Annotated in this window: 25 protein-coding genes; all 25 read left to right on the top strand. The window is 37.6% G+C overall.

Going from position 1 to position 26,423, the window contains the following annotated elements; genetic code table 11:
- Positions 1-168 precede the first annotated feature (168 nt).
- The 25 genes from IGM04_RS08370 to IGM04_RS08250 all read left to right on the top strand — a co-directional run bounded on the left by IGM04_RS08370 (position 169) and on the right by IGM04_RS08250 (position 26,417).
- Positions 169-2,382, top strand: a complete 2,214-nt coding sequence (locus tag IGM04_RS08370) for a RelA/SpoT family protein (RefSeq protein WP_002357079.1) — start codon at positions 169-171, stop codon at positions 2,380-2,382.
- A 23-nt stretch (positions 2,383-2,405) separates the two neighbouring features.
- Entirely contained in the window at positions 2,406-2,852 is a 447-nt protein-coding gene (dtd, locus tag IGM04_RS08365; RefSeq protein WP_002357080.1) for a D-aminoacyl-tRNA deacylase, read from the top strand.
- A 139-nt stretch (positions 2,853-2,991) separates the two neighbouring features.
- The gene (locus IGM04_RS08360) at positions 2,992-3,213 is read left to right on the top strand and encodes a hypothetical protein (RefSeq protein WP_002383130.1); all 222 of its coding nucleotides are present in this window, start codon (positions 2,992-2,994) and stop codon (positions 3,211-3,213) included.
- Positions 3,210-4,511, top strand: a complete 1,302-nt coding sequence (hisS, locus tag IGM04_RS08355; RefSeq protein ID WP_002362049.1) for a histidine--tRNA ligase — start codon at positions 3,210-3,212, stop codon at positions 4,509-4,511. The genes IGM04_RS08360 and hisS overlap by 4 nt, the downstream gene beginning before the upstream one ends.
- 17 nt (positions 4,512-4,528) lie before the next feature.
- Entirely contained in the window at positions 4,529-6,298 is a 1,770-nt protein-coding gene (gene aspS / locus IGM04_RS08350) for an aspartate--tRNA ligase (protein ID WP_002360034.1), read from the top strand.
- Between the two features lie 153 nt (positions 6,299-6,451).
- On the top strand, positions 6,452-7,288 hold the full coding sequence (locus IGM04_RS08345) for a bifunctional hydroxymethylpyrimidine kinase/phosphomethylpyrimidine kinase (protein WP_179189168.1): 837 nt from the start codon (positions 6,452-6,454) through the stop codon (positions 7,286-7,288).
- Positions 7,272-7,778 (top strand): ECF transporter S component, encoded by a 507-nt coding sequence (locus IGM04_RS08340; protein WP_162782724.1) that lies wholly within the window; start codon positions 7,272-7,274, stop codon positions 7,776-7,778. Before IGM04_RS08345 ends, IGM04_RS08340 begins: the two co-directional genes overlap by 17 nt.
- Positions 7,775-8,344, top strand: a complete 570-nt coding sequence (locus IGM04_RS08335) for a TIGR01440 family protein (protein WP_002365825.1) — start codon at positions 7,775-7,777, stop codon at positions 8,342-8,344. The genes IGM04_RS08340 and IGM04_RS08335 overlap by 4 nt, the downstream gene beginning before the upstream one ends.
- 142 nt (positions 8,345-8,486) lie before the next feature.
- Positions 8,487-9,365: a YitT family protein gene (locus IGM04_RS08330; protein WP_002357090.1), complete on the top strand. Its 879-nt coding sequence runs from the start codon at positions 8,487-8,489 to the stop codon at positions 9,363-9,365.
- Between the two features lie 419 nt (positions 9,366-9,784).
- A complete protein-coding gene (locus tag IGM04_RS08325) occupies positions 9,785-10,822 on the top strand; it encodes a sugar-binding transcriptional regulator (protein WP_002357092.1) in 1,038 nt (345 codons plus the stop codon).
- 39 nt (positions 10,823-10,861) lie between these two features.
- Entirely contained in the window at positions 10,862-11,863 is a 1,002-nt protein-coding gene (gene gap / locus IGM04_RS08320; RefSeq protein WP_002357093.1) for a type I glyceraldehyde-3-phosphate dehydrogenase, read from the top strand.
- A 126-nt stretch (positions 11,864-11,989) separates the two neighbouring features.
- On the top strand, positions 11,990-13,183 hold the full coding sequence (locus IGM04_RS08315) for a phosphoglycerate kinase (RefSeq protein WP_002357094.1): 1,194 nt from the start codon (positions 11,990-11,992) through the stop codon (positions 13,181-13,183).
- A 48-nt stretch (positions 13,184-13,231) separates the two neighbouring features.
- A complete protein-coding gene (gene tpiA / locus IGM04_RS08310) occupies positions 13,232-13,987 on the top strand; it encodes a triose-phosphate isomerase (RefSeq protein WP_002362045.1) in 756 nt (251 codons plus the stop codon).
- Positions 13,988-14,117: 130 nt separating this feature from the next.
- Positions 14,118-15,416 carry a phosphopyruvate hydratase gene (gene eno / locus IGM04_RS08305; protein WP_086318222.1) on the top strand — a complete coding sequence of 433 codons (1,299 nt, stop codon included), beginning with the start codon at positions 14,118-14,120 and terminating at the stop codon, positions 15,414-15,416.
- Between the two features lie 353 nt (positions 15,417-15,769).
- Complete coding sequence (locus tag IGM04_RS08300) at positions 15,770-16,594, top strand: toll/interleukin-1 receptor domain-containing protein (RefSeq protein WP_002407499.1); 825 nt, start codon at positions 15,770-15,772, stop codon at positions 16,592-16,594.
- Positions 16,595-16,610: 16 nt separating this feature from the next.
- Complete coding sequence (locus tag IGM04_RS08295) at positions 16,611-17,972, top strand: deoxyguanosinetriphosphate triphosphohydrolase (protein WP_002357101.1); 1,362 nt, start codon at positions 16,611-16,613, stop codon at positions 17,970-17,972.
- A 211-nt stretch (positions 17,973-18,183) separates the two neighbouring features.
- Positions 18,184-18,399 (top strand): hypothetical protein, encoded by a 216-nt coding sequence (locus IGM04_RS08290; protein ID WP_002357102.1) that lies wholly within the window; start codon positions 18,184-18,186, stop codon positions 18,397-18,399.
- Between the two features lie 143 nt (positions 18,400-18,542).
- Positions 18,543-21,314, top strand: coding sequence for a sigma 54-interacting transcriptional regulator (locus IGM04_RS08285; RefSeq protein ID WP_086318221.1), 2,772 nt, complete (start codon positions 18,543-18,545; stop codon positions 21,312-21,314).
- A 71-nt stretch (positions 21,315-21,385) separates the two neighbouring features.
- Entirely contained in the window at positions 21,386-21,805 is a 420-nt protein-coding gene (locus IGM04_RS08280; RefSeq protein WP_002389037.1) for a PTS sugar transporter subunit IIA, read from the top strand.
- Positions 21,806-21,816: 11 nt separating this feature from the next.
- Complete coding sequence (locus tag IGM04_RS08275; RefSeq protein WP_002357106.1) at positions 21,817-22,287, top strand: PTS sugar transporter subunit IIB; 471 nt, start codon at positions 21,817-21,819, stop codon at positions 22,285-22,287.
- A 15-nt stretch (positions 22,288-22,302) separates the two neighbouring features.
- Positions 22,303-23,094, top strand: a complete 792-nt coding sequence (locus IGM04_RS08270) for a PTS mannose/fructose/sorbose/N-acetylgalactosamine transporter subunit IIC (RefSeq protein WP_002357107.1) — start codon at positions 22,303-22,305, stop codon at positions 23,092-23,094.
- Positions 23,075-23,908 (top strand): PTS system mannose/fructose/sorbose family transporter subunit IID, encoded by an 834-nt coding sequence (locus IGM04_RS08265; protein WP_002384383.1) that lies wholly within the window; start codon positions 23,075-23,077, stop codon positions 23,906-23,908. The genes IGM04_RS08270 and IGM04_RS08265 overlap by 20 nt, the downstream gene beginning before the upstream one ends.
- A 10-nt stretch (positions 23,909-23,918) precedes the next feature.
- Positions 23,919-24,995 (top strand): SIS domain-containing protein, encoded by a 1,077-nt coding sequence (locus tag IGM04_RS08260; protein WP_002381754.1) that lies wholly within the window; start codon positions 23,919-23,921, stop codon positions 24,993-24,995.
- Positions 24,989-25,993, top strand: coding sequence for an SIS domain-containing protein (locus IGM04_RS08255; RefSeq protein ID WP_002357110.1), 1,005 nt, complete (start codon positions 24,989-24,991; stop codon positions 25,991-25,993). Before IGM04_RS08260 ends, IGM04_RS08255 begins: the two co-directional genes overlap by 7 nt.
- A 73-nt stretch (positions 25,994-26,066) precedes the next feature.
- Positions 26,067-26,417, top strand: a complete 351-nt coding sequence (locus IGM04_RS08250; protein ID WP_002360043.1) for a DUF2200 domain-containing protein — start codon at positions 26,067-26,069, stop codon at positions 26,415-26,417.
- Positions 26,418-26,423 lie beyond the last annotated feature (6 nt).

The following is a 26,423-nucleotide window of genomic DNA, read 5'->3' as shown; positions in this document are numbered from 1 at the left end:
ACAGAGAGTAAAAAAGCGACAGTGATTGAAATTTAAGGGAAATTTAGTATAATAGAGTTGTTGAAAGTGCTACTGTTTCAAGTGGTACTTTTCTTTTTTATTAAAATAGATAAAACGTGAACGAAGTGTTCTTTATCCAAAGGTCACCTTCATAGAGGAGTGAATACCATGCCAAAAGAAGAAATACTGACAGGCCCAGCGGTCATCAAAATTGTAAGTACCTATATGGGACCAGAACATGTTGAGTTGGTTCAAAAAGCATTAACTTATGCTGAAAAAGCACACGAAGGTCAAGTCCGACAATCAGGTGAACCTTACATCATCCATCCGATTCAAGTGGCAGGCATTCTGGCTGAATTACATATGGATCCCCATACTGTAGCAACAGGATTTTTACATGATGTTGTCGAAGATACGGACGTAACACTGGACGATTTAAAAGAAGAATTTGGCGAAGACATCGCAATGTTAGTCGATGGCGTGACGAAACTAGGAAAAATTAAATATAAATCTCATGAAGAACAATTAGCCGAAAACCATCGGAAAATGTTATTGGCAATGGCGCAAGATTTACGGGTCATTATGGTGAAACTAGCCGATCGTTTGCACAATATGCGCACATTAAAACATTTACGTGAAGATAAGCAACGACGGATTGCGCAAGAAACTTTAGAAATTTATGCGCCTTTAGCACATCGCTTAGGGATTAGTCGAATTAAATGGGAATTAGAAGATACGGCCTTACGTTATATTAACCCCAACCAATACTATCGAATTGTTAATTTGATGCAAAGTAAACGTGATGAACGTGAAGCTTATGTGGCAGAAGCAGTCGAAGATATTCGTTTAGCTACGGAAGATTTAGAAATTTACGCAGAAATATATGGTCGACCAAAACATATTTATTCAATCTATCGTAAAATGAAGGACCAAAAGAAACAGTTTAATGAAATCTATGACTTATTAGCCATTCGTGTTATTGTCGATTCCATTAAAGATTGCTATGCCGTGTTAGGGGCGATTCATACACGTTGGACACCAATGCCAGGTCGCTTTAAAGATTATATTGCTATGCCAAAAGCGAATATGTATCAATCTATCCATACGACAGTTATTGGACCAAAAGGGAATCCAGTAGAGGTCCAAATTCGGACCCATGAGATGCACCAAATCGCCGAATTTGGGGTGGCGGCTCACTGGGCCTATAAAGAAGGCAAAGCGGAAAAAATTGAAACAGATGAACTGACGAAGCAAGTCGATTGGTTCCATGAAATTATTGAATTACAAGATGAAAGCTATGATGCTTCTGAATTTATGCAAGGTGTGAAAGAAGACATTTTTAGCGACAAAGTCTATGTCTTTACGCCAAGCGGAGATGTAACCGAACTGCCAAAAGGCTCCGGACCACTAGATTTTGCCTACAGCATTCATACTGAAATTGGGAATAAAACAACCGGTGCGAAGGTCAACGGCAAAATGGTACAGTTAGACTATGTCCTAAAAAATGGGGATATTATTGAAGTCCTAACATCACCGAATTCTTTCGGACCTAGTCGCGACTGGTTGAAAATGGTTAAAACAAGTAAAGCTAAAAATAAAATCAAACGTTTCTTTAAAGAACAAGACCGTGAAGATAATATTATTAAAGGGCATGATGCTGTCATTAAATACATGACAGAAATCGGCTTTACACCAAAAGAATTTTTAACGAAGAATAAAATGGCGGAAGTGTTAGATAAATTTAAATTTCAAACGGAAGATGATTTATTTGCGGCAGTAGGTTATGGCGAAGTAAGTGCGCAAGTAGTGTGCAATCGTTTAACAGAAAAAGAACGCCGCGAACAAGAGTTGGAACGCCAACGTCAAGAAGCAGAAGAGTTGTTAAATCAGCCAGCTAAAAAAGAATCAGAAAAAATGAAAGTTCGTCATGAAGGCGGCATCGTGATTCAAGGGGTGGACAACCTATTGATTCGTTTAAGCCGCTGTTGTAATCCAGTGCCTGGTGATGAAATCGTTGGTTACATTACCAAAGGACGTGGCGTTTCAATTCATCGTGCGGACTGTCCTAACGTACAACATCAAGAAGAACTAGCACAACGTCTAATTGAAGTTGAGTGGGAAGATACCGAGCACAGTCGCAAAGAATACGCTGCCGATTTGGAGATTTACGGCTATGATCGTAGTGGCTTACTAAGTGATGTTTTACAAGTCATTAGTTCGATGACAAAAAATTTAGTCGGCGTTGAAGCTCGTCCATCCAAAGATAAGATGGCCCAGATTCATGTTACTGTGAAAATTCAAAACCTTTCTCATTTAAAAACCATCGTTGACAAAATTAAAAGTGTACCAGATGTTTATAGTGTTCGTCGAACCAATGGGTAAGTGTTAAAAGTGAGGCAAAAAAGATGAAAGTAGTTATTCAAAGAGTCAGTCAAGCACAAGTTGCGATAGAAGAGCAGATAGTGGGACAAATCAAACAAGGCTTCATGGTGCTGGTGGGCATTCATCAAGAAGACACGCCAGAAGATGTGGCTTATGTTGTTGGCAAAATCAGTAAATTACGTGTTTTTGAAGATGACGAAGGAAAAATGAATCGCAGTATTCAAGAGATTGAAGGATCAATTTTGAGTATCTCTCAATTTACCCTCTATGCAAAAACTAAAAAAGGCAATCGTCCCAGTTTTATTGAAGCGGCTCGTCCAGATGTGGCGATTCCTTTGTATGAATTATTTAATCAACAATTAGAAGCAGAAGGAATAGCGGTAGCCACAGGAGAATTTGGCGCGGATATGCAAGTGTCGTTGACCAATGATGGTCCAGTGACCATTGTGATTGATACACGAGAAAAATAATTGATTTTCCTGTCGGAACCCCTTGACTTTCTAAGAGAACTTTAGTAGTTTATAGATAATATTAAAAATCTACGAAGGAACGAGTAAGTTTCATCTGTCTGCGAAGAGAGAGTTGCCGTGGCTGAGAGCAACTTCAACAGTGAAAGTGAAAGACATTCTGGAGATGGACGGAAGAAAAGCCGTCCCGTTACGAGCGTTAATCGTTGAGGAAAGAGTAAAATCTTTCAAAACTAGGTGGTACCGTGTAAAAGAGACTTTTACGCCCTTGTATGTTCAACATACAAGGGCTTTTTTCATTTTTAGAAAAAAGAAAATGGCGCACACATTTTTGTGGAATGATAGAAGGAGAGAAAGACAATGAGTTATCAAAAACCAAAAGGAACAAACGATATTTTGCCAGGAACTTCTGAAAAATGGCAATTTGTGGAAGAAACAGCTCGTTTGATTTTTAAAGATTATCAATACCAAGAAATCAGAACCCCGATTTTTGAACATTATGAAGTAATATCTCGCAGTGTTGGCGATACCACAGATATTGTTTCAAAAGAAATGTATGATTTTTATGATAAAGGAGACCGTCACGTGACGCTACGTCCTGAGGGGACAGCGCCAATTGTTCGGGCCTTCGTTGAAAATAAATTATATGGTCCGGAATATACGAAACCATATAAAACCTATTACATGGGGCCGATGTTCCGCTATGAACGCCCACAAGCTGGTCGTTTGCGTCAATTCCATCAAATTGGTGTGGAAGCATTTGGTAGTGAAAACCCAGCATTGGATGTTGAAATCATGGCTATGGCTTTGGACTTCTTCAAACAATTAGGCATCCAACAAATCAAATTAGTTATTAATTCCTTGGGGGATAAAGAAACACGTGCTACGTACCGTCAAGCATTAATCGATTATTTAGAGCCCCATATGGCAGAATTAAGCGAGGATTCACAACGTCGCTTACACGAAAATCCATTGCGGGTGTTAGACAGCAAAGATAAAAAAGACAAGGTGATTGTCGCAGAAGCGCCCTCCATTTTAGATTATTTAAATGAACCATCTAAAGCACATTTTGAAGCAGTAACTGATATGTTAGATTTACTAGAAATTCCTTATGAAATTGATAGTAATATGGTTCGCGGCCTGGATTATTACACACACACAATTTTTGAAATTATGAGTGAAGCGCCTAAAATGGGTGCGCAATCAACTATTTGTGCAGGAGGCCGATACAATGGTTTAGTTGAAGAATTAGGCGGCCCAGACACACCAGGTTTTGGTTTTGGTATGGGCATTGAGCGAGTGTTGTTAACAATGGAAGCTGAAGAAGTTGTGATTCCAGCGTTATCTGAATTAGACGCATATGTGGTTGGCATTGGTTCAGAAACCAACGTCGCAGCTTTGCAACTTGTTCAAAGCATTCGTAACTTTGGTTTCTCAGCTGATCGTGATTACATGAATCGCAAACCAAAAGCGCAATTTAAAACGGCCGATAAATTACAAGCAAAATTAGTTTTAACAATCGGTGAAAATGAATTGAATGAAGGCATTGTCAACGTAAAATCAATGGCAACACGCGAAGAAAAAGCCTTCCCGTTAAGTGCTATTCATGATTCATTTGATGAAGTGTATGACGAAATGATGACAAAAATGATTGAAGAATAAAAAGGAGAGATTGAGAAATGGCAAAACGCACAACCTATTGCGGCAATGTATCTGCCGAATTTATTGAAAAAGAAGTTGTATTAAAAGGATGGGTTCAAAAACGTCGTGACTTAGGAGGCGTTATCTTTATTGATTTACGTGACCGTGAAGGAATCGTCCAAGTGGTCTTTAACCCAGAAAAGTCAAAAGAAGCATGGGAAATTGCTGATAAATGTCGTAGTGAATACGTCATCGAAGTTAAAGGTCAAGTCGTTTATCGTGATAAAGAAGCGATTAATCCCAAAATGAAAACTGGCGAGTTTGAAGTGATGGCGACTGACATTACGATTTTAAATACTGCGAAAACAACGCCATTTACCATTGAAGATGACAATAACGTTAATGACGAATTGCGCATGAAATATCGTTATTTAGATTTGCGTCGTCCATCAATGACAAACAACATTAAATTACGTCACCAAGTAACGAAAACAATCCGTCACTATTTAGATAATCATGACTTTTTAGACATTGAAACTCCTTATTTAGGCAAATCAACACCAGAAGGCGCTCGCGATTATTTGGTTCCTTCTCGTGTCCATGCCGGTCATTTTTATGCTTTACCACAATCACCACAACTCTTTAAACAATTATTAATGGGGGCAGGCTTCGATCGCTATTACCAAATCGTTCGTTGTTTCCGTGATGAAGATTTACGAGGCGACCGTCAGCCAGAATTTACACAAATCGATATCGAAACGACCTTTTTAACACCAGAAGAAATTCAAACATATACAGAAAATATGTTGGCTGAAGTGATGAAAGAGACAAAAGGAATTGAGATTTCTGTTCCGTTTCCACGAATGAGCTATGACGAAGCAATGGCACGCTATGGTAGCGATAAACCCGACACTCGTTTTGCTATGGAATTAATTGATGTTGCAGATGTAGTGAAAGACGTAGACTTCAAAGTTTTCCAAGCAGCGTTGGAAAATGGTGGACATGTGAAGGCTTTGAATGCAAAAGGCGCCGCAGATAAGTATTCTCGTAAAGATATGGATAACTTAGGTAAGTATGTGAGTCAATTTGGTGCAAAAGGCTTAGCTTGGTTAAAAGTTGAAGAAGATGGCTTAAAAGGACCGATTGCTAAATTCTTAACAGAAGTTAGTGATGAATTAATTGCTGCTACCAATGCAGAAGTCGGTGATATTTTAATGTTTGGTGCCGATAAACCTGAAATCGTAGCCGCTGCTTTAGGTGCGGTACGTACACGTTTAGGTAAAGAATTAGGTTTAATTGATGAATCGAAATTTAATTTCTTATGGATTGTGGATTGGCCGTTGTTTGAATATGATGAAGAAGCTGGCCGCTATGTTTCTGCTCATCATCCATTTACACAACCAAAAGCAGAGGATGTGGCCCGCTTAGCAACAGACCCAGCCTCTGTGTATGCTGAAGCTTACGATGTTGTCTTAAACGGCTACGAATTAGGTGGCGGCTCATTACGGATCCATACACGAGAATTACAAGAAAAAATGTTTGAAACGTTAGGTTTTACAAAAGAAGAAGCACAAGACCAATTTGGTTTCTTGCTAGACGCATTAGATTACGGCTTCCCGCCACATGGAGGGATTGCTTTAGGGCTAGACCGCTTAGCAATGCTATTGGCTGGGGAAGAAAATATTCGTGAAGTGATTGCCTTTCCTAAAAACGGGAAAGCAATTGACCCAATGAACAACGCACCAAGTTTAGTTTCTCCATTACAATTGTTTGAATTAAACATTGATGTAACAGCCATTGACGAATAAGTGTTAAATCCAAAGAAAGAGTGACTTCATTGACGGATGAGGTCACTCTTTCTTTGGGAAGGAAAAAGATAACGAAAGACTTAAAAAGTGGCTGAGCTAAAAATCTGCCAATTGGCTGTTTTTTCTTTTTAGAAAACTTTGTATGATAACTGAGTGTATAAAGGAGCGAAACAAATGACAAAAATAATTTTAACAATTGGCGGTTCCGATCCTTTTTCAGGTGGCGGGATTCAAACAGATTTAAAAACGTTTGAAAATCATCAAGTCTTTGGCTTATCAACTTTAACTTGCCTTGCTACAGCCCCCAAGAATCATTTTCAGATTCATGACCTGGAGACTTCTTTGGTGAAAGAGCAACTCGCTTCCATACCTGCCGGGAGTTTAGACGGCATCAAGATTGGCTTGATTCACAGTGAAGAAAGTATGTTACAAATTGTAACCTTTTTGAAAAAGCACGCAGGTCTGCCGGTGGTGTTGGATCCTGTCTTGGCTTTTAAAGAAACGACTTCAGTTTATGAAAAAAGATACATGCAGTTATTGATTGAAAAACTTTTTCCATTCGCAACGATTATAACGCCTAATTTAAAAGAAGCAGAATTACTCATTGGCAGAAAATTAACAACCGTCGAAGAAGTCCAACAAGCGGCGGAAAAGTTAAACTCTTTAGGAGCGGCAACGGTGGTGATTAAAGGTGGTAATCGTTGGCTTGGCCAAGAAGCACGTGACTTTTTTTATGATGGACAACAACATATTCAATTGGTCAAAGAAAAAGTAATGGCCCACACCATTGATGGCGCTGGTTGTTCCTTTGCCTCTGCAATTGGTGCGAATTTAGTTAAAGGATATCCGTTAATTGAAGCAGTTGATTTAGCAAAAACATACGTTCATGAAGCCATTGTTTCTGGGGTCCAGCTAAATGCAGCTTTTGGAAGTGTGTGGCATGAAGGATTACTAGCAGGAGGTGTGGCGGATAATGACAAGAAAAATTAGTCTATATGCAGTAATTACCGCTTTAACAGTGGCTGTGTCAATGGTCTTTATTATCCCCGTCCCAGCAACAAATGGCTTTGTTACATTGGCGGATGCAGGGATTTACATTGCTAGTTTACTTTTTGGTCCGATTGGTGGCTTGACAGTCGGAGCTTTAAGCGGTGGTTTAATTGATTTATTGTCAGGCTATCCACAATGGTTCGTTTTTTCGTTATTGATTCATGGCGGACAAGGTTGGTTAGCAGGGCACTTCTTTAATAAAAATAAAAAGATGCAAACGCTAGGATTACTTTTAGCCAGTCTCCTCATGATTAGCGGGTATGCTTTAGCGACTAGCTGGCTTTACGGCGTGGATGCGGGGATTGCCTCATTACCAGGGAATATTATTCAATCCTTATTTGGGGTGATTGTAGCATTGCCTCTTAGTCAAACATTAAAACGTGTGTTACCAAAAAATGGTCGTTTAGAAGAAAGAAGGATGAACAAATGACTATCGATGAAAAAATGTTAAAAGAACAGTTAGTGACAATTACAGAAGAAGTCATTACAGCAGGAAATTTACAAAAAGGGGACCTATTTGTTTTAGGTTGTACCACCAGCGAGGTAGTAGGTGGCGTCATTGGTAAAAATTCCAGTGCCGAAGTAGGACAATGGATTGTCTCAACCTTAATTGAACAATTAGATAAAAAAGGCATCTCTTTGGCTGTCCAAGGATGCGAACATATTAATCGTGCTTTAGCGATGGAACGTCGTGTGGCTGAAGAAAAAGGCTTTGAAATTGTCTCGGTAGTACCACAATTACATGCTGGCGGTTCTTGTTCAGTGGCTGCCTTTGAAAAATTTGATGAACCTGTGGAAGTTGAACATATTGTTGCTCAAGCAGGGATTGACATTGGCGATACATCTATCGGTATGCATGTAAAACATGTGCAAGTTCCTCTTCGCTTGAGCATTCGAACGTTAGGTGCGGCCCATGTTACAGCATTATATTCTCGTCCTAAATATATTGGTGGCCCAAGAGCCCATTATGAAACAACCCAAGAACGAAATCGTTAAGATTTCGTTCTTTTTTCATTTCTATAAACATTTGATGAATCTTCCGTAATTATTATAGGAATCTCTTTTTTTCTCTCGGTAAACCACGTATAATATGAAAAGAAATGTAATTTATTGAAAACCTGAAACGAGGCTATTATTTATGAAAAAAATTTATGACGGACTGCCAGTTCATGACTATACAACAAAATTTTCTGTGTCGATTGTCTATGCTATTCTTGCATCAATTGCCATGAACTTTTTCTATCAACCAGGAAATATTTATTCCAGTGGCTTAACAGGCTTGGCCCAAATTTTAACAACCCTCTCAACAAAAATTGTGGGTTTTAATGTGCCTGTCTCTATTACATTGTATCTGTTAAATGTGCCGTTATTCTTTATTGCGTGGAAGAAGATAGGTAAGAAGTTTACAATTTTTACTTTCATTACCGTGACTTTAACTTCATTATTTATGCATATTGTTCCGCAAACGGTGATGACCCAAGATCCAATTATCTGTGCTATTTTTGGTGGGGCGATTTCTGGATCAGGAATTGGTTTTGTCTTAAAAAACGGGGTTTCTTCTGGGGGCTTAGATATTCTAAGCATTACCATTCGGAAAAAAACGGGGCGTTCAGTTGGCTCGATTTCAATTTATTTTAACGCACTAATTGTCTTCGTTGCAGGTTATTTATTTGGCTGGCAGTACATGTTCTACAGTGCGTTATCAATTTTTGTAAGTGGGAAGGTCACAGATGCTGTTTATACTAAGCAAAAGAAAATGCAAGTTATGATTGTCACTAAAAACCCAGATCGAGTCGTGGATGAGATTCAAAAGAAAATGCGCCGTGGTATTACAATTATTCATGAAGCGGAAGGGGCATATCGCCACGACCGCCAAACTGTTTTGCTAACTATTGTGACACGCTTTGAGTTGCCAAGTTTAGAAGCAGCCATGAAAGAAAGTGATCCGAATGCCTTTGTCAGCATCTCAGATAATGTTAAAATTTTAGGACGTTTTTACGAAGAAGATTACAAATAAAAGGGTATGAAGCAACGAGAGAATGGCTGTGTCTATTCCTTCGTTGCTTTTTTTGAAAAATAAGTAAAAAATGCTTTGTGAGAGGACCTGAAATTCCCATTTAAACAAGAAGTTAATTGAAAGACGTTCGTGAATTCCTTTGCTTTTGGTTTAATTAGATCTAATTATTCGGAAATAAGTCGCTATTGTTTCCCACAAACGAATGCTTTGTTTGGATTTGAAAGAAAACGATGAAAAAAGAATCATTTTTATTGAAAAGACCTAAAAAAACTGGTACACTAAGTGTGTAATTGATAAGTACTTTTAATACTGTTATGAATAAATAGTAGGAAAAACGAACATCAATTCTATTTTTTTGAAGTTCATAGGTCGTTTTCAGTCTTACTTGGACATATTTCGACCCACAAAAGGAGCGCATCATGTTAAAAGAATTTAAAATGATTGAAGCAGTTGCTCCAGATATGCTCGATGTATTACAAGAAAGATTCCAAATTCTTCGCAATATTTATTGGATGCAACCTATTGGACGTAGAAGTTTATCAGAAACGATGGGAATTACAGAGCGAGTCTTGCGTACAGAAACAGATGTTTTAAAGCAACTCAACCTGATTGAACCTTCAAAAAGCGGGATGACATTAACAGAACGCGGTTTGGAAGTCTACCAAGGCTTAGAATTAGTCATGAATCAATTGCTTGGTATGCACCAAATCGAAAAAGAAATGACACAGTACTTTGGCATTCAACGTTGTATCGTTGTTGCAGGAGATAGTGATATCCAAAAGAAAGTTCTTTCGGACTTTGGAGATGTCTTAACCAATACGCTGAATTTACTCTTACCAAATGGTGAGAATACAATTGCGGTTATGGGTGGGACAACAATGGCCATGGTGGCCGAAAATATGGGATCACTAGAAACTGAAAAACGTCATAATTTGTTTGTTCCAGCAAGAGGAGGGATTGGTGAAGCAGTTTCTGTCCAAGCCAATTCAATTAGTGCTGTAATGGCCAACAAAACGGGTGGTAACTACCGGGCGTTATATGTCCCAGAACAATTGAGTCGTGAAACGTATAATAGTTTATTACAAGAACCCTCGATTCAAGAAGTTCTTACGTTAATTAGTCATGCCAACTGTGTGGTGCACAGTATTGGTCGAGCGTTGCACATGGCGGCACGCCGAAAAATGTCTGATGACGAAATGGTTATGCTCAAACAAAAAAATGCCGTGGCAGAATCGTTTGGTTATTTCTTTGATGAAGAAGGAAAAGTGGTCTATAAAATTCCACGAATTGGCCTTCAATTAAAAAACTTACAAGAAATTCCCTATGTCGTCGCAATTGCGGGCGGCAAAACGAAAGCCAAAGCCATTCGCGCATATATGAAAAATGCACCAAAACAAACGTGGCTCATCACAGATGAAGCTGCCGCAAACGAGATTTTAAAAGGGGTAACCCTTTAAAATAAAAAATTTTTGATTTTCATAAGGAGGAAATCTTTAATGACAGTTAAAGTAGGTATTAATGGATTTGGACGTATCGGACGCTTAGCTTTCCGTCGTATCCAAGATGTAGAAGGAATCGAAGTAGTTGCAATCAACGACTTAACAGATGCTAAAATGTTAGCACACTTGTTAAAATATGACACAACTCAAGGCCGTTTCAACGGTACAGTTGAAGTTCACGAAGGTTCATTCAACGTTAACGGCAAAGAAATCAAAGTTTTAGCTAACCGTAACCCTGAAGAATTACCATGGGGCGAATTAGGCGTAGACATCGTTTTAGAATGTACTGGTTTCTTTACTTCTAAAGAAGCTGCTGAAAAACATTTAACTGCTGGTGCAAAACGTGTAGTTATTTCAGCTCCTGGTGGTAACGATGTACCAACAATCGTTTACAACACAAACCATGAAACATTAACTGGAGAAGAAACTGTAATTTCAGGCGCTTCTTGTACTACAAACTGCTTAGCTCCAATGGCTAAAGCTTTACATGACAACTTTGGTGTTGTTGAAGGTTTAATGACAACTATCCACGCTTACACAGGTGACCAAATGACATTAGACGGACCACATCCTAAAGGCGACTTCCGTCGTGCGCGCGCTGCTGCTGCAAACATCGTACCTAACTCAACTGGTGCTGCTAAAGCAATCGGCTTAGTAATCCCAGAATTGAACGGTAAATTAGATGGCGCTGCTCAACGTGTTCCTGTAGCAACTGGTTCATTAACTGAATTAGTTACTGTATTAGACAAAGAAGTTACTGTTGATGAAGTGAATGCAGTAATGGAAAAAGCTGCTAACGAATCTTATGGTTATAACACAGACGAAATCGTTTCTTCTGATATCGTAGGTATGACTTACGGTTCATTATTCGATGCAACTCAAACAAAAGTTATGACAGTTGGCGACAAACAATTAGTTAAAACTGTTGCTTGGTATGACAACGAAATGTCATACACTGCTCAATTAGTTCGTACTTTAGAATACTTCGCTAACTTATAAGATTCATTCTTATCATTAGTGAAATTTGAACAATTGTGAAATAATAAGCGGGGAAGCAACGCGCTTCTCCGCTTTCTTTTTTTAAAAAAGAAAAATCCTAAAATTGACAATACAGGAGGTCTACTCATGGCTAAAAAGACAATTAAAGATGTAGATTTAAAAGACAAAAAAGTCCTTGTCCGTGTTGACTTTAACGTTCCGTTAAAAGATGGCGTGATCACAAACGATAATCGTATCGTAGCGGCTTTACCAACAATCAAATACGTGATTGAAAATGGCGGAAAAGCAATTCTTTTCTCTCATTTAGGTCGTGTAAAAACAGAAGAAGACAAAGCTGGCAAATCATTAAAACCAGTGGCTGAACGTTTAAGCGAATTACTAGGTCAACCAGTTACTTTTGTTCCAGAAACACGTGGTAAAGAATTAGAAGACGCTGTTAACAATATGAAAGACGGCGACGTTTTAGTATTTGAAAACACTCGTTTTGAAGATGTTGACGGCAAAAAAGAAAGCGGCAATGACGCTGAATTGGGTAAATACTGGGCTTCTTTAGGCGATGTATTTGTCAATGATGCTTTTGGTACTGCACACCGTGCACATGCCTCAAACGTTGGAATTGCTTCAACTGGTATCCCAACAGTTGCTGGTTTCTTAATGGAAAAAGAAATTAAATTCATCGGCGAAGCTGTTGAAAATCCAAAACGTCCATTCGTAGCAATCTTGGGTGGCGCAAAAGTTTCTGACAAAATCGCTGTCATTGAAAACCTAATTGAAAAAGCCGACAAAATTTTAATCGGTGGCGGTATGGCTTACACATTCATGAAAGCACAAGGCTATAGTGTTGGTTTATCTTTACTTGAAGAAGATAAAGTGGATTTAGCGAAAAGCTTAATGGAAAAAGCTGGCGACAAATTAGTTTTACCGGTTGATACAGTTGTCTCTAAAGAGTTCAGCAATGACGCTCCTTTCCACACGGTTCCTTCAACTGAAATCCCAGATGATGAAGAAGGCTTGGATATTGGTGAAAAAACAATTGAATTATTCGCTAACGAATTACAAGGTGCGAAAACAGTTGTTTGGAATGGACCAATGGGCGTATTTGAAATGAGTAACTTTGCCAAAGGAACAATTGGTGTTTGTGAAGCGATTGCTAATTTAGAAGACGCAACAACAATCATCGGTGGCGGGGACTCTGCTGCTGCAGCAATTCAATTAGGCTACGAAAACAAATTCTCTCACATCTCAACAGGTGGCGGAGCAAGTTTAGAATTATTAGAAGGCAAAACTTTACCAGGTTTAGCTTCTATTAACGATAAATAATCAGTTTAAAAGACAATATTTTTAAAAAAAGAAAAGGATGTGCTTTTCATGCGCAAACCAATTATCGCTGGTAACTGGAAAATGAACAAAACTTTAAGCGAAGCACAAAGCTTTGCAGAAGCAGTAAAAAATGCTGTTCCATCAAACGACGTTGTTGACGCTGTGATTGGATCTCCAGCATTATTCTTAGCTCCTTTAGCTTGGAACCTAAAAGATTCTGAAGTGAAATTAGCTGCACAAAACTGCTACTGGGAAAACGCTGGTGCCTTCACTGGTGAAAACTCACCAGCTGCAATTGCAGATTTAGGTGTAAACTATGTGATTATCGGACACTCTGAACGTCGCGAATATTTCCACGAAACAGATGAAGATATCAATAAAAAAGCCAAAGCAATCTTTGCAAATGGTATGACACCAATCTTCTGTTGTGGTGAAACTTTAGAAACGTATGAAGCTGGTAAAACAGCGGAATGGATCGAAGGTCAAATCACTAACGGCTTAGTTGGTTTATCAAACGAACAAGTTGCTTCAATGGTTATCGCTTACGAACCAATCTGGGCAATCGGAACTGGTAAATCTGCAGATGCTAATATTGCAGATGAAATCTGTGGTGTTGTTCGTTCAACAGTTGAAAAATTATACGGCAAAGAAGTTTCTGAAGCTGTTCGTATTCAATACGGTGGTTCTGTTAAACCAGAAAACATCGCTGAATATATGGCAAAAGAAAACGTTGACGGTGCTTTAGTCGGCGGCGCAAGCTTAGAAGCAGATTCATTCCTAGCTTTATTAGATGCTGTAAAATAAGAATCACTAACGGTAACGTTTTCTCAATGACTTTTGCAAAAAAATGTTTGCATAGTTTGCGAGAATTAACTACAATCATACATGAGGGAATCCCCTTAGTATAAATACAAACTCAAAGGAGAGACAAAACATGTCAATTATTACTGATATTTACGCACGCGAAGTCTTAGACTCACGCGGTAACCCAACAATCGAAGTAGAAGTTTACACTGAAAGCGGAGCTTTCGGCCGTGGAATGGTTCCTTCAGGAGCTTCAACTGGTGAATACGAAGCAGTTGAATTACGTGATGGCGACAAAGCTCGTTACTTAGGTAAAGGTGTTACTAAAGCTGTAGATAACGTAAACAACATCATTGCTGAAGCAATCATCGGTTACGATGTACGCGATCAAATGGCTATCGATAAAGCAATGATCGATTTAGATGGAACTCCTAACAAAGGTAAATTAGGTGCTAACGCTATTCTTGGTGTGTCTATCGCCGTAGCTCGTGCTGCTGCTGATTACCTAGAAGTGCCTTTATATCACTACTTAGGCGGATTCAATACAAAAGTATTACCAACTCCAATGATGAACATCATCAACGGTGGATCACATGCTGACAACAGTATTGACTTCCAAGAATTCATGATCATGCCTGTAGGTGCCCCTACATTCAAAGAAGCTTTACGTATGGGTGCAGAAGTATTCCACGCATTAGCTTCAATCTTAAAAGGTCGTGGCTTAGCTACTTCAGTAGGTGACGAAGGTGGTTTCGCTCCTAACTTAGGTTCAAACGAAGAAGGTTTCGAAGTAATCATCGAAGCTATCGAAAAAGCTGGCTATGTTCCTGGTAAAGACGTTGTTCTTGCTATGGATGCTGCTTCTTCAGAATTCTACGACAAAGAAAAAGGCGTTTACGTTTTAGCTGACTCAGGCGAAGGCGAAAAAACAACTGAAGAAATGATCGCGTTCTACGAAGAATTAGTTTCTAAATACCCAATCATGTCAATCGAAGACGGCTTAGACGAAAACGACTGGGACGGATTCAAAAAATTAACTGAAGTATTAGGCGACAAAGTTCAATTAGTTGGTGACGATTTATTCGTAACAAACACAACTAAATTAGCTGAAGGTATCGAAAAAGGTATCGCTAACTCAATCCTAATCAAAGTTAACCAAATCGGTACTTTAACTGAAACATTTGAAGCAATCGAAATGGCTAAAGAAGCTGGCTACACTGCAGTTGTATCTCACCGTTCTGGTGAAACAGAAGATTCAACAATCTCTGATATCGCTGTTGCAACAAACGCTGGCCAAATCAAAACTGGTTCATTAAGCCGTACTGACCGTATTGCTAAATACAACCAATTATTACGTATTGAAGATCAATTAGGCGATGTAGCTGAATACAAAGGCTTAAAATCTTTCTACAACTTAAAAAACAAATAATTCATTTAATGAATAACGCTTAAAGGGACAATTGGTTAATGAACCAATTCTCCTTATACTCGGACGTAAAAACACGCCTTTCTGCAAAGAAAGGCGTGTTTTTTTATATTTATAAAAATATTGAAAAAAATAGATTAGAAATAACTTCAACCGTACATCGCTCTATAATCACTTGTTTAAAAATAACAAAACATTAACAAAACAACATTATATAAAAATTTAATAAAACAAAATAATTGTTATTTTATAATTTTAGTATTGACTGATTTCAGATAACGCTGTACGCTTAAAGAAATAGTATAGAATTTCACAAAAAAATGAAAACACAAATTTAACTTGGAGGATGTTGAGTATTGAGCAACGGGAAAAAGATTTTTATTAGTCATAGTTCAAAGGATCAAGAATATGTGGATGCGTTTATCCAATTATTGAAAAAGTTTGGGTTTCGAACACAGGATATTTTTTATAGTTCCACTATTGAAACAGGTGTACAGCCAGGAGAATTAATTTTTGACACGATTAAAAGGGAGCTAACCAATCAACCTGTCATGCTGTATTTTTTATCTGATCATTATTATAAGAGTATTCCATGTTTAAACGAAATGGGTGCTTCTTGGATGCTATCAGATAAACACTATCCAATTGCATTAAATAATTTTTCTATGAAAGATATGAAAGGTGTTATCAGTAGTGAGCGTTTGGCGATTGCGTTTAATGACAAGACAAGTACTAATGAAATCAACTGCTTATTAAAAAAGTTATCTCATGACACAGATGTACAAGCTGAGCCAGATTTTGAACTAAACGTTGAGAAAAATATTCAGCCATTCCAAAATAAACTGACACAACTGATTCGGCAAGCAAGTTATTTAAAACCTGATGAAAAGGGATATTTTGAAACGATTCTTAGCACTCATCGTCCTGTGTATGGCACAGCAAAAGGGGTCTATGACTGTTTTAAATTACCTAGCTTAATTGAGCCTAAAAGTTTAGGTTTAGACACGCTATCAGAGGATGAAAGCCATTGGCTATTCTTTTTTCTTACGTGGGGAACTTTTCAAGAAGGCGAAAAAGTGCGGTTTAAATTGAAAAAGGATAAGGCGTATAACAATCGGGAATTTAGTGATATTGGTAAATGTAAAAATATTTACGTCTCTTATTTAGAGAAGGTAGAGTAATTGGAGGAGGTAATAAATGAAAATGAATTGGCGTCAGTTGGTTGGTACATATCGTATTTCTGATAATGGTAAACAATATCAAAATGACTGGTTAAATAAGCAAGTTGATTTAGCCACAGAACTTCGTAAATCTTTTGATAGTGACTATCGTAGAGTAATTAAAAGTGATGCATTTAGACGCTTACAAGATAAAACACAAGTTTTTCCTTTAGAACGTAATGATTTTGTAAGAACACGTTTAACACATAGCTTAGAAGTGGCAATGCATAGCAGGGATATACTTAGATTAGTTATTTCACAGTTGAACGAACGAAACATTGAGGTTATGGAATTATCAGAATGCTATCGGTTGTTAGAAACAGCTGCATTAATCCATGATATCGGCAATCCCCCTTTTGGACATTTTGGAGAAGAAGCCATTCGTATTTGGTTTGAAAAAAATGGTCCTTTGTATGCTTGTTGGTCTGATTTTTCGGAGCAACAACAAAATGATTTTCTTAACTTTGAAGGCAACGCTCAAACCATCCGACTTTTAACAAAACTGCATCATGATAATGGGACTTCTAAAGCAGGAATGAAACTAACCGCCACGACATTAGACACAGTTATCAAATATACGGCATCTTCAGATCAATTAAATAAGCAACAGCTTTTGTCTAAAAAAGTTGGCTATTTTTACTCGGAAAAACAAGTGTTTAACGCCATTAAATTTGCGACAGGAACACAAAATAAGCGACACCCATTAGTCTTTTTGTTAGAAGCTTCAGATGATATCGCCTATACTTTTTCAGATATCGAAGATGCCTATAATTATGGTTTATACAGCTATCAAGATTTAAAGCAGTTTGTTGATGCGCAAACAGGAACAAAAAAATTTTTAATGTTAGAAAAAGATAAAACAGAAGAAGCTACCTTACAAGAATTTTTGAGAAAGACACAAAGAGCTGTTTGTCAAAGCGTAGCGAAAAATTTTGCTAATCATTATGACTTAATTATGAGAGGTATCTATCATAATGAAATTATCATTGAAGATTGTGATGAAGTGAAATGCTTTCAGGCATTAAAAAACTTTTCTAGAGTCTATGTTTTTCAAACAAAAACAATTTTGGATCAAGAGGTATTGGGCTTCAATATCATCAATCGTTTACTAGATGAATTTGTTCCAGTCGTACTGAAATATGAAAAAGTTTCCATGAATAAGTATGAGGAGCGAATCTTTAATAATATTTCGGAAAGCGCGAAAGCGTTGTATAGAAGAGAAGCAAAGAACGCTACAGAAGCAGAAAAAGACTATTATCGTTTGAAAATGGCGGTGGACTTTGTATGTAATATGACGGATGGATATGCCAAAAAAGTTTATGATACATTATTCACTTAAAATTTGAGAAAAAGCTTCTCAGCGGTTGCCGCCGCTGAAGAAAACTAGTTCATTGCACAGGCTGATCGTTTCAGTAAAAATTTTAAAGATGCTAGTAATTTCACTGAAAATCGGGTACACTAAAATTAGCTAGTGTAACTAGCAAAAAAGGCAACTGGAATAGATAGGTTGTGCTGTCTATGAAGGGCTTTGTTTGTCAGGTGGTGCTGACATGCAAAGTGCCTTTTTTCTTTTTCTCAACATTTTAAGGACAAAAAACGATTGCAACATGTCACAATCGCTAACCTCGGAGAAAAAGGAATTTTTCTCCAATGGCCATTTCGATAACCTGTTGTGTGTTTCGAAACATTCAGAACGGTGGTGCGTTCTTTCAGTGCCTAATTATCCAATTCGTTTCTTGTTCCTCTATTTACAGTATACTGAATGAAAGCCTATTCTGCAATGATAGAATCAGGTTCCTGTGATTAAATAACATAAAAAATGGGCTCCTTATATAAAGAAAAATAACAAAAGAAATTTTGAATATTGACGTTTTTTTTAGGTACGTTATGATAAATGAGAGGTGATTTTATGTTAAAAATGCAAATTGTTGATTATTTACGCAATCAAACAGCTTTTTTTGAACCATCTTTAGTCAGTGAAATTTTCACAGCAAGCAATATTGCAACGACATTTTCTATCAAACGAAATACAGCTAGTCACTATTTAAATCAGTTAAACGAAGAAGGGATTCTAGTTAAGATCAATACACGACCAGTTTACTTTTTTCATAAAGAAGCGTTTCAACAACAAAACTATCTTTTAAAAAGAACTGTTTATCAAAGTTTCCAAGAAATGATCGATGAACAGCCTGTTTTTGATCGCAAAAGTGATTTTTTTCAGTCGGTCATTGGTTATCGAGGTAGTTTAGCCCAGACCATCGAACAATTAAAAATGGCAGCGCTTTATCCTGGCGGTGGCTTGCCTGTCTTAATTACAGGTGAAAGTGGTACGGGTAAAAGTTTTTTAGCATCCTTATATTATCAGTTTTGTCTTTCAAAAGAACTACTTGACGATTCAGCACCTTTTGTGACAGTTAATTGTGCGCAATATGCCAACAATCCAGAGCTTTTAACTAGTCAATTATTTGGGCATCTTAAAGGCGCTTTTACGGGAGCAGATTCCGATAAAATTGGGGCCTTTCAAAGTGCAGAAGGGGGCGTTTTATTTTTAGATGAAGTTCATCGTTTGAGTCCTGAAGGGCAGGAAAAATTGTTTACATTTTTAGATCAGGGTATCATTTATCGGATGGGTGAAACCAATCGGCCCATTCCTGTTACGTGTCGGTTGTGCTTTGCCACAACTGAAGAAATTTCTAGCACCTTTTTAACGACATTTTTAAGACGAATTCCTATTCAAATTAAAATCCCAAGTCTTGCTGAACGCACTCAAGCGGAAAGAAAACAATTAATTATGCGAGCATTTTATGAGGAACAGCAAGCTATTCAAAAAGCAGTTACTATCACGCCACAAGTTATCCAACTTTTAGAAAACCACCATTATGTAGGCAATGTAGGTGAATTAAGAAATAATATAAAAATTATTACTGCACGCAGCTTTGCCGTCAATCTTGACAAACATGTTATTCCAATCACTTTGCACGATCTACCGAAAGAATTTCTGGATCAATCGATCAGACTAGCTCCTGATGAAAATGAATTGCCTATTCGTTTAGATGGGCAAACAAATCTGGTTAGTTTGTTAGAGGAAACAGAGCTTGCGCAAAGAAGAATTATCCAGAGTTATGAACGAATCCTTCGTCTTTATGTCTCTCACCATCATCATCTTTCCACTGCCAATAACGACATCTCGAAAGAAATTGAACGCTTATTCGATGATTTATTATTTGAAAAGAAGCGAGAGAAAAATCACGAAATGCTATTGTTTATTACGCAAAATATCCGTCAATTATTGGAAACGATTGAATCGTCTTATCAAATTCGGTTTAATGGCAGTTTAGTCTATGCATTAAGCACCTATCTGTTTCAACGAAGATGTATTGATTGGTTTCCAGAAAAAGAACCTACAACAGTCATTGACGAACTTTTAACAGAAGTTCAAACTAAATTAGCAACTAGTTATGGCTACGCTGAACAACTGTTAACTTTAGTGAAACGTTCATTAGATATTGAGCTATCCCAGATGGATCGAATTATTGTCACCATTTATCTTCACTCTTCGGGTTCAGTAAAGGAAAGTCACTATCCGAAAGCGGTGATTGTTGCCCACGGATATGCCACAGCAAGTAGTATTGCGAATGTTGCAAATCGGCTGTTAAATGTGCCAATTTTTCAATCGTTTGACATGCCGTTAGATGTTACTCCCAAAAAAATTTCCGAACACTTAATTCACTATATGGAACGTCAAGAAACGAGGAATGGTTTAGTAATTCTTTTTGATATGGGTTCATTGAAAGAAATTTATCAGTATTTTCCGGCAGAAGAAGAAGGTCCTTTTTTATTAATGAATAATGTGACAACAAGCTTAGCTCTGTCTATAGGAGAAGCCATTAAAGACGAAGTTTCTTTTGAAGAATTGCCCCAAAAAGCGTTAACAGTTCATCCAAATGAATGGGAAATCATATTACCTGAAAATAAAACGGAACGTGTCATTTTAACAACGTGTAGTACCGGAATTGGCACAGCCGTTAAAATTAGAGATTTACTTGAAAAAAGTTTACCTGCGGAAGCACAATTAAAGATTATTCCTTGCGAATATAATCAATTACGTAATGCAGAGTCGATCAAAGAAAGTTTTCCAGAATATGAGATTGTCGGCATCATCGGTACAAACAACCCGTCTTCAAATGACCTCCCGTATATCTCTTTAGAAGAGTTGATTGCAGGAAAAGGAATTACGACCCTTTTAGAATGGACAAAGAGAGAATTAACTAAAGATATGCTGTCCTATGTAAATCATGAGTTGATTCGTAACTTTTCATTAGATCGGGTCATTCAATCAGTGACGATTTTAGATACAGAAAAAATTATTCGACAAGTAGAAGTCTTTTTAATTCAATTAGAAGAGCGGTGGCAACAAACAATTCAAAATGATCGTAAATTAGCGGTATACGTCCATGTCAGTTGTTTAATTGAACGATTAATCCGGAATGAACCTATTGAAAATTATAATGGCGCCGAACAACTAAAGCAGTGTCAAAGAACGGTCTTGCAAGAGTTAAAAGAGGCGTTTAGTGTCATTGAAAAAGTTTATAGTGTCAATATACCTGAATCGGAGCTTTTTTATGTCTATGATGTGTTGTTTGGAAAAACGGAGTTTAACAACGCAGAAAGCGATTTTTAAAATAAAAAGGAGGGAGTGCCACTTTTTTGGCACTCTTTTTGCTATATAAAGAAGTAAGTGAGGTGAAGAAAATGGAACGTAAAATTATTCTGGCAACACATGGTAATTTCGCTGCAGGGATTCAGACATCATTAGCTTTAATTTGTGGTGAAACAAAGAATGTGGAATGTCTTTGCGCTTATATGGAACAACCTTATGATTTAGCCAAGACGGTCAAAGACATTTTAAAGAACAATCAACAAAATGAATTAATTGTGATTACAGACCTATTTGGCGGAAGCGTGAATAACGAATTCTTTAATTATGTGGGGAAACAAGCAATGCATTTAATTTCAGGATTAAATTTAGCAACGTTAATTGAAATATATACCCAAATAAATACTGTTGATTCATTAGTTGATTTAGTAAAACGTGCCGTTGAAAACGGACAAGAAAGTCTTTGTTATTGTAACGAGTTATCTAGTAAAGAAATTTTAGAAGAAGAATTTTAGGAGGAAATGAAATGATTAAATTGTTAAGAGTCGATCATCGCTTGTTACATGGTCAAGTGGCTTTTTCATGGACCCAAGGCTTAGGCGCCGATTGTATTTTAATCGCAAATGATGACGTACCTAAAAATGATATTCGAAAAACAACCATTAAGCTAGCTAAACCAGCAGGAGTAAAACTGGTCATTAAAACGATTGAAGATGCGATTGCCGCACTAAAAAGTGGTGTTACAGAAAAATACAAACTTTTTATTGTAGTTGAGAGTGTGGAAGATGCTTATCGATTGGCTACTGCTTATCCAGAAATAAAAGAAATTAACTTAGGAGGGATGAAAGTAAGGGAAAATACTCGAAACATTTCTAAAGCAATTAATATTACGCCGGATGAAGAAAAAATGGTTAAAGAATTGGTCGCAAATGGTTGTGAAGTTGAAATTCGACAAGTCCCAAATGACAAAAAAGTAGCAGCATTAAATGTCTTGTAGAAAGGAGAAATACAAATGATAGGACAAGCGATTCTTTTAGGTTGCATCGCTTTTATTGCGCAGTCGGAATATGCTTTAGGAACCTCGTTGCTTTCAAGACCAATTGTAACCGGTTTATTTGTCGGAATTGTATTAGGTGATGTCAAAACGGGCGTAATCATGGGCGCGACCTTAGAGTTAGCTTTCATCGGTTCTTTTTCAGTGGGCGCATCAATCCCACCTGATGTAGTGACTGGTGGGATTCTTGGTACAGCGTTTGCTATTACTGCTGGCGCAGGAACAGAAACAGCCTTAGTCTTAGGCTTGCCAATCGCAACGTTAACGTTGATTCTTAAAAATATTTATTTGGGTTTGCTCATCCCGATCATGAGTCAAAAAGCTGATCAGTATGCTGAAGAAGGAGCATATAAAGGGGTGGAGCGCATGCATTTACTTGCAGGCTTTGGCTTATCGTTCATGCTAGCGCTCATTGTAACTATTTCATTTGCCGTGGGTAGCAACACCATTAAAGGCTTACTTGATCTGATCCCTGAATTTATTCAACATGGGTTGTCTGTTGCAACGGGAATTATTCCAGCGCTAGGATTTGCGATGCTTGCACGCTTACTGATTAACAAACAAGTAGCGCCATATTTCTTTTTAGGCTTTGTCTTAATGGCCTACTTTAAGTTACCTGTAACAGGAGTAGCAATTTTGGGTGCCATTACAGCAGTAATTGTTGTGAATATCATGAATTATGCCAAAGGAAAGAATGAAACAATACAAACAACAAGTGGGGAGGTAATTGATGATGACGAAGACTTCTAAAACTAAGACAGAAAACTTAATTACAAAAAAAGAACTTAATCAAGTCTTTTGGCGTTCATTTCAAATGGAATTTTCATGGAATTATGAACGTCAGATGAATATGGCTTATGTCTATGCCATGATCCCTATTTTAAAGAAATTATATCCTCAAAAAGAAGAGATGGCGGCAGCTTTAAAACGGCATCTTGCTTTCTTTAATACTACGCCGCATATCGTGACGTTTATTTTAGGAATTAATGCTGCAATGGAAGAAGAAAATGTTCTGGACGAAAATTTTGAAGTTGGAACAATCGATAGTATTAAAACCTCGTTAATGGGACCTTTAGCTGGTTTAGGTGATTCCTTTTTCTGGGGAACCTTACGCTTGATTGCAACAGGTGTTGGAACTTCGTTAGCTTTACAAGGGAATGTGTTAGGGCCAATTCTATTTTTACTCATTTTTAACGTTCCTCATGTGATTGTTCGTTATTTACTGAATCGTTGGGGCTACAAATTAGGAACTGGTTTTCTCAAAAAAATTCAAGCAAATGGCATGATGGAAAGTCTCACATTAGGCGCTTCAATAATTGGCTTGATGGTGGTAGGTGCTATGACCGCCTCCATGATTGATTTAACTATCCCGATTACAATCAGCGGAAGTGGCAAAAATGCAGTCACGGTTCAAAGTATCTTTGACGATATCATGCCTAAATTATTACCGCTTGCATCTTTTGGTTTTGTTTTTTATTTATTGAAAAAAGAAGTAAAACCTTTAGCGATTTTAGGTGGCATGGCAATTGTCGGAATTCTTGGCTCATTAATTGGTCTATTTTAGGAGGCAAAATATGAAAACGATGCTGGATTATATAAATGAGGAGCAAGCAGCTCTAACTCAGATTCTTAACCAATTTCAATTAACTGATACAGACGTTTCAAAGGTCACGCACTGTCTAATTTTAGCAACTGGCTCGTCACATAACGCTTGTCAGGCGGCTAAAGTTTACCTTGAAGAAGTGGCGCCTATTTATGTAGAAATCCAAGAGCCGTTCAATTTTGCTCATTATGGCAAAGTGGATGATCGGTTTGATCTGGTCGTAGCGGTTTCGCAAAGTGGTAAAAGTGCTTCAACAATTGATGCCATTGCAAAAATTAAAAACCAAACGTCTGTAAAAACAGTGGCCTTGACAAGTGATGTCACCAGCCCGATTACGGAGGTTGTGGATGAAGTCCTGGATTTAAAAATGGGGCTTGAAACAGTTGGTTTTGTCACAAAAGGCTATACGGCAACACTTTTAAATTTATTTCTATTTGGTTTGAAACTGGGCTATCAAAAGCATCAATTAACAAAAGTAGAGGTTGAAGAAGAATTAGCAAAACTTGCCAAAGCAATTCAGGAAATCGATTCGGTGATTTATAAAACCGAACAATTTTGGCAAAAAACGAAAAAAGAATTAACAGAGGGGACAAGATTTATCGCAATTGGTTATGGACCTAATATTGGTACGGCAAAAGAGTTTGAGACGAAGTTTACAGAAACAGTTCGCTTACCTTCCCAAGGATTTGAAGTCGAAGCCTATATGCATGGGCCTTATCTTGAAGCGGATACTACACATCTTTTGTTTTTTATTGAAAATCAAAGTCCTATTCAAGCACGTAGTCAAGCCTTGAGAAACTATCTAGCCAGTTATGTTGGCCAATGTTACACAATTACAACGCGTTCAACGAGGGCATCAAATACGTTAGAGTTAGCAAGTGATGTCGAAGAAAAAATTAGTCCTTTATTGTTAGTTATTCCATTTCAATACTTGGCGTATCAAGTAGCTACAAGTAAAGGAATTGATTTATCTCAACGGATTTTTGATGATTTTGATTGTGTCCTAAAAAGTAAAATAGCAAAGAAAGAGGGAAATCAGCCATGTTAAAATTTAATGAAGAACAACAAATCAAAGACATACGAGGTGCCTTAGCCTTGCGTTCAGATGTTGAAAAAGTTGTTGATCAAGTTTGGACGAAAGGATTTGATGCGGTCTATTATTTAGGAATCGGCGGTACTTATGCTTCAGCCATGCAAGCAGTTACTTATGCGAATGGAAAAAGTAATTTACCAATCTATGTTCAACATGCTGCTGAGTATTACACAACAGGCAATAAACGTTTAACAGAAAAATCATTCGTCATCTTGTCTTCCGTTACTGGGACAACACAAGAAGTGGTGCAAGCCGTTCAAGAAATCAAAAAGGTCGGCGCAACGTTATTTGGTTTTATCGATGCAAAAGACAGTCTTTTAGCAGATTTATGTGATTATGTGGTGACTTATCCAGCTCCAGGAACTGAGCAAATCAAGTTCTTTATGGTAGCTGATCGTTTAATGCAAAAAAACAACGAATTTACAGATTACGAAAATTATTACCAAGAATTGGAAGAATATTTGCCTACAGGTTTAGCTGAAGCCGAAAAAAGTGCCGATGCGTTTGGCTTAGCTTTTGCGGAAAAACATCGTCATGATAGCATTCACTATTTTATTGGCGCAGGGAACCAATGGGGAGCGGTCTATTCTTATGCAATGTGCTATTGGGAAGAGCAAAGTTGGCTTCGCTCAAAATCAATTCATGCAGCAGAGTTCTTACATGGAACGCTAGAAATTGTAGATGAAACTACGCCAGTAACGTTGTTTATTGGAGAAGACGAGCAGCGACCGTTGGCAGAACGAGTAGCAAAATTATTGCCGAAAATCTGTGCCAATTATACAATTATTGATTCGAAAGCGTATGAACTTCCAGGAATTAGTGAAAAATATCGTGGCCGAGTTATTTCATTTCTCCTAATGCATGCGGTAACGCAACGCATTGATGCGCATGTAGAAAAATTGAATTGTCACCCATTAGAGATTCGTCGTTATTATCGTCAATTTGATTACTAAGACAAAATAGCCTCTTTTTCCAGCAAGCCTGTGGTAGACTGAAGAGAGAATACTTCAGAAAGTAGGAAAACCAATGACAAAACCGAAAATCTATACAATGACCTTTGCCAGTGTTTACCCGCTATACATCCAAAAAGCAGAACGTAAAAATCGAACGCAAGCGGAGGTTGACGAAATTATTTACTGGTTAACTGGTTATGATGAAAAAGGCTTGCAACAACAATTGGCTCAAAAAGTAACGATGGAAACATTTTTTGAAGAAGCACCCAATTTTAATGAAAATGCCCAATTGATCAAAGGCGTAATTTGTGGCTATCGCGTGGAAGAAATTGAAGATCCTTTAATGCAAAAAATCCGTTACCTAGATAAGTTAATCGACGAGTTGGCCAAGGGAAAAGCGATGGAAAAAATTTTAAGAACATGAAAACAG

The organism is Enterococcus sp. DIV2385 (genome assembly GCF_051711925.1).
Lineage (GTDB): Bacteria > Bacillota > Bacilli > Lactobacillales > Enterococcaceae > Enterococcus > Enterococcus faecalis.
The sequence above is the reverse complement of the archived record's forward strand: the minus strand, read 5'-3'. Positions and strand labels throughout refer to the sequence as shown.

Coding starts and splice junctions, on each gene's coding strand:
- IGM04_RS08370 (WP_002357079.1), top strand. CDS start 169: ATGCCAAAAGAAGAAATACTGACAGGCCCAGCGGTCATCAAAATTGTA.
- dtd (WP_002357080.1), top strand. CDS start 2,406: ATGAAAGTAGTTATTCAAAGAGTCAGTCAAGCACAAGTTGCGATAGAA.
- hisS (WP_002362049.1), top strand. CDS start 3,210: ATGAGTTATCAAAAACCAAAAGGAACAAACGATATTTTGCCAGGAACT.
- aspS (WP_002360034.1), top strand. CDS start 4,529: ATGGCAAAACGCACAACCTATTGCGGCAATGTATCTGCCGAATTTATT.
- IGM04_RS08340 (WP_162782724.1), top strand. CDS start 7,272: ATGACAAGAAAAATTAGTCTATATGCAGTAATTACCGCTTTAACAGTG.
- IGM04_RS08335 (WP_002365825.1), top strand. CDS start 7,775: ATGACTATCGATGAAAAAATGTTAAAAGAACAGTTAGTGACAATTACA.
- IGM04_RS08330 (WP_002357090.1), top strand. CDS start 8,487: ATGAAAAAAATTTATGACGGACTGCCAGTTCATGACTATACAACAAAA.
- IGM04_RS08325 (WP_002357092.1), top strand. CDS start 9,785: ATGTTAAAAGAATTTAAAATGATTGAAGCAGTTGCTCCAGATATGCTC.
- gap (WP_002357093.1), top strand. CDS start 10,862: ATGACAGTTAAAGTAGGTATTAATGGATTTGGACGTATCGGACGCTTA.
- IGM04_RS08315 (WP_002357094.1), top strand. CDS start 11,990: ATGGCTAAAAAGACAATTAAAGATGTAGATTTAAAAGACAAAAAAGTC.
- tpiA (WP_002362045.1), top strand. CDS start 13,232: ATGCGCAAACCAATTATCGCTGGTAACTGGAAAATGAACAAAACTTTA.
- eno (WP_086318222.1), top strand. CDS start 14,118: ATGTCAATTATTACTGATATTTACGCACGCGAAGTCTTAGACTCACGC.
- IGM04_RS08295 (WP_002357101.1), top strand. CDS start 16,611: ATGAAAATGAATTGGCGTCAGTTGGTTGGTACATATCGTATTTCTGAT.
- IGM04_RS08290 (WP_002357102.1), top strand. CDS start 18,184: ATGCAAAGTGCCTTTTTTCTTTTTCTCAACATTTTAAGGACAAAAAAC.
- IGM04_RS08285 (WP_086318221.1), top strand. CDS start 18,543: ATGTTAAAAATGCAAATTGTTGATTATTTACGCAATCAAACAGCTTTT.
- IGM04_RS08280 (WP_002389037.1), top strand. CDS start 21,386: ATGGAACGTAAAATTATTCTGGCAACACATGGTAATTTCGCTGCAGGG.
- IGM04_RS08275 (WP_002357106.1), top strand. CDS start 21,817: ATGATTAAATTGTTAAGAGTCGATCATCGCTTGTTACATGGTCAAGTG.
- IGM04_RS08270 (WP_002357107.1), top strand. CDS start 22,303: ATGATAGGACAAGCGATTCTTTTAGGTTGCATCGCTTTTATTGCGCAG.
- IGM04_RS08265 (WP_002384383.1), top strand. CDS start 23,075: ATGATGACGAAGACTTCTAAAACTAAGACAGAAAACTTAATTACAAAA.
- IGM04_RS08260 (WP_002381754.1), top strand. CDS start 23,919: ATGAAAACGATGCTGGATTATATAAATGAGGAGCAAGCAGCTCTAACT.
- IGM04_RS08255 (WP_002357110.1), top strand. CDS start 24,989: ATGTTAAAATTTAATGAAGAACAACAAATCAAAGACATACGAGGTGCC.
- IGM04_RS08250 (WP_002360043.1), top strand. CDS start 26,067: ATGACAAAACCGAAAATCTATACAATGACCTTTGCCAGTGTTTACCCG.